5 protein-coding genes are annotated in these 2472 nt (G+C 51.6%); 1 reads left to right on the forward strand and 4 read right to left on the reverse strand.

All coding sequences use genetic code 11. The features are described from left to right. The coding region (locus D6694_11460; protein RMH39103.1) for a YqcC family protein at positions 1 to 271 on the forward strand (271 nt) is incomplete at its 5' end. On the opposite strand, the gene D6694_11465 is transcribed toward D6694_11460, so the two are convergent. The 4 genes from D6694_11465 to D6694_11480 form a co-directional block, all read right to left on the reverse strand. Next, positions 268 to 585 carry a DUF3301 domain-containing protein gene (locus tag D6694_11465; protein ID RMH39104.1) on the reverse strand — a complete coding sequence of 106 codons (318 nt, stop codon included), beginning with the start codon at positions 583 to 585 and terminating at the stop codon, positions 268 to 270. The genes D6694_11460 and D6694_11465 overlap by 4 nt on opposite strands. 37 nt (positions 586 to 622) lie before the next feature. After that, complete coding sequence (locus tag D6694_11470) at positions 623 to 1039, reverse strand: biopolymer transporter ExbD (protein ID RMH39105.1); 417 nt, start codon at positions 1037 to 1039, stop codon at positions 623 to 625. Positions 1040 to 1155: 116 nt separating this feature from the next. Beyond that, the gene (locus D6694_11475; GenBank protein ID RMH39106.1) at positions 1156 to 1974 is read right to left on the reverse strand and encodes a bifunctional DNA-formamidopyrimidine glycosylase/DNA-(apurinic or apyrimidinic site) lyase; all 819 of its coding nucleotides are present in this window, start codon (positions 1972 to 1974) and stop codon (positions 1156 to 1158) included. A gap of 2 nt (positions 1975 to 1976) precedes the next feature. Then, a complete protein-coding gene (locus D6694_11480; GenBank protein RMH39107.1) occupies positions 1977 to 2402 on the reverse strand; it encodes a hypothetical protein in 426 nt (141 codons plus the stop codon). Between the last annotated feature and the right edge of the window lie 70 nt (positions 2403 to 2472).

A 2472-nucleotide genomic window follows, 5' to 3' on the forward strand; every position in this document is an offset into this window, starting at 1 on the left:
CAGAGCACTGTCACTATGGGAGCACGATATGCCATCCTTTGAACAGCTTTCCTCGACTGAGCCTTTTATGATCGATACTCTCGATCTGCACCAGTGGCTACAATGGGTATTGATCCCGAGGTTACGGCAAGCGATTTCCGATCAAGCCCCGCTGCCCGAGAAGTGCGCCATCGCGCCCGTGGCAGAGATGTTTTATGAAGGCGCTGCCTTTGATGCAAGTCGTTTGTGCAAGATACTCGCGCGCATTGACCATTTGCTGAGTCATGCCTAAGCCGTTGGCTCAGAATATGGCGAAAGTATAACGCGGTGTAACTCATTGCCGATCATGTCCACAAAGCCTTCGAAACGCTTTTCACCATCAGTGGCAAACTCAAACCGATAGCGACGGACCAGATGCAGACCGTGCCGCCCGCCATATTTCGGTGTCCACTGAATTAAAGCGACCGTGTCATCAAGAAACTGAAGCCCGAGGCGTGTGCATGTTCGGCGTGCCGCATGGACAGCGATTTCTCGCACACGCGCGCCACGCCACCACACTAGGGCAACGAGTGAAAGCAGGGCTAGGAAAAAAAGACGAAATAGCATGCATCAACAGCAGGCCAATCTTAGGCCTGCTGACAAATTACTTTTCACCCGACTCAGTGGCGACATTAACCTTGTCCACGCCAGCGCGTTTCACCGCATCCACCACTTTGGTGACCACGTCCATCGACGCATCTGGGTGTGTAATGACGATGACCGGCGCTTTGGAGTTTTGTGAGCGACGACTTTGGACATTCCCTTCGATGGCCCGAAAGTCAACTTCACGCTTGTTGACCGTAATGCGATCATCGGCCGAAATCCTAATCACCACTGGCTCCACATTCACTTGCTGAGCACTATTAGTTTGCGAATTTGCCGGCCGCTGAATGTCCAGACCGGACTCTTTGACAAAGGACGTCGTCACAATAAAGAAAATCAACATGATGAAGACGATGTCCAGCATCGGCGTCATGTCGACTTCTGCTTCATCTGCAATATGGCTGTGTTTTCTTTTCATAACTGTGCTCAAACATTCAATTCGATAACCAAAAAACCGCTGGCCCTGCCAGCAATAAGACGGTAACTATAGCGGTTCGCCCGCCCATCTGTCCAGCATCAGCCACAAATATCAGCCTATCTTTGACAACTCGCGCAATAGTATGTGCTTCGACCGGAAATCACAATACGCCGTATGGTCTTCTGGCAGATGGAACAAGGCGCCTCATCACGGCCATAGACCTCAAGACGTTGAGCAAAATAACCAGGCCGACCATCGGTACGAATAAAATCCTTAAGCGTGGTGCCCCCTGCCGCAATGGCCTGAGACAGCACGGCCTTGATCGCATCAACCAGTCTTGCCAGACGGACACGTCCGATTTTTCCAGCAGGCGTCGTCGGCCGGATTTTGGCCAAAAACAGGGCTTCACAGGCATAAATGTTCCCAATGCCCGCCACCAACGTTTGTTCCATAATAAAATTTTTTATCGGTGCCGATCGGCCGCGACTTCGTTGATACAGATAATCGGCTGAAAAATCATCGGACAGCGGCTCGGGCCCCAGTTTTGCCAAGTAAGGCGGCAAATGGTCAAGAGCTTCATGGTAATCGAGAAAGCCAAACCGGCGTGGATCGTGGTAACACAAAATGCCGTTGTTGTCGAAATACCACCGGAAGTGCTCGTGCTTCTTCCACGGGAAAGATTGTTCCCGAATCACCCGGAAGGCGCCAGACATCCCCAAATGGGCGATGACTGTCGCTCGCTCAAACCGAAACAACAGGTATTTTGCCCGGCGTTCGATGCGCTGCAACATCTGATTTGCCAGCTTGTTCTCTAGGAATAACGGGATTGGGTGACGCAGATTTCGCTGGTGAATCTCGATTGACTGCAATCGTCGGCCCTCAAGATGGGGCGATAAGCCACGGCGAGTGGTTTCGACTTCAGGCAATTCTGGCATCTTTACTGATGACTCAGCCAATTGGGAACCAATTGCTTATTTTGCCTTGTGTCGAATAAATAGCGAAGTGATTTTTCCGGTAGTGCTATCACCAGTTGGTTGTCATTTACCGAGATGCCATAGCGGACATAGTGGTGTTCGGAGCGAACTTCCAGCACATGCTCCGGTGCTTTATTGCCAGCCGTCTCTATCCCATTTGGCAATTGCGGCCGAGACAACAGCGTTAGCCAGTCAATCACCGTCTCTGGCGAGATGGCTCGGCCATCCAACCACACATGCGTCACCACATCCTCTTGCCAGAGCACCACCGGAGCTATCTGAGGTTGGACTTTGTTTTGGACGAGGCGCTTGTGCACCACTAAGATCAGAATGATCATGGCCGCGGTGACAAAGATGACCACATTCAACCACTGACGCTCGTTGCCCATGTTGCTAACCGTTCAACAGTTCGAGACTTTCCTTTGCCCACGCAATGGCTTCCATGTAGGCCGTGTTGAG

It is taken from the genome of Gammaproteobacteria bacterium (assembly GCA_003696665.1).
Classification (GTDB): domain Bacteria; phylum Pseudomonadota; class Gammaproteobacteria; order Enterobacterales.

Coding starts and splice junctions, on each gene's coding strand:
- D6694_11465 (RMH39104.1), bottom strand. CDS start 585: ATGCTATTTCGTCTTTTTTTCCTAGCCCTGCTTTCACTCGTTGCCCTA.
- D6694_11470 (RMH39105.1), bottom strand. CDS start 1,039: ATGAAAAGAAAACACAGCCATATTGCAGATGAAGCAGAAGTCGACATG.
- D6694_11475 (RMH39106.1), bottom strand. CDS start 1,974: ATGCCAGAATTGCCTGAAGTCGAAACCACTCGCCGTGGCTTATCGCCC.
- D6694_11480 (RMH39107.1), bottom strand. CDS start 2,402: ATGGGCAACGAGCGTCAGTGGTTGAATGTGGTCATCTTTGTCACCGCG.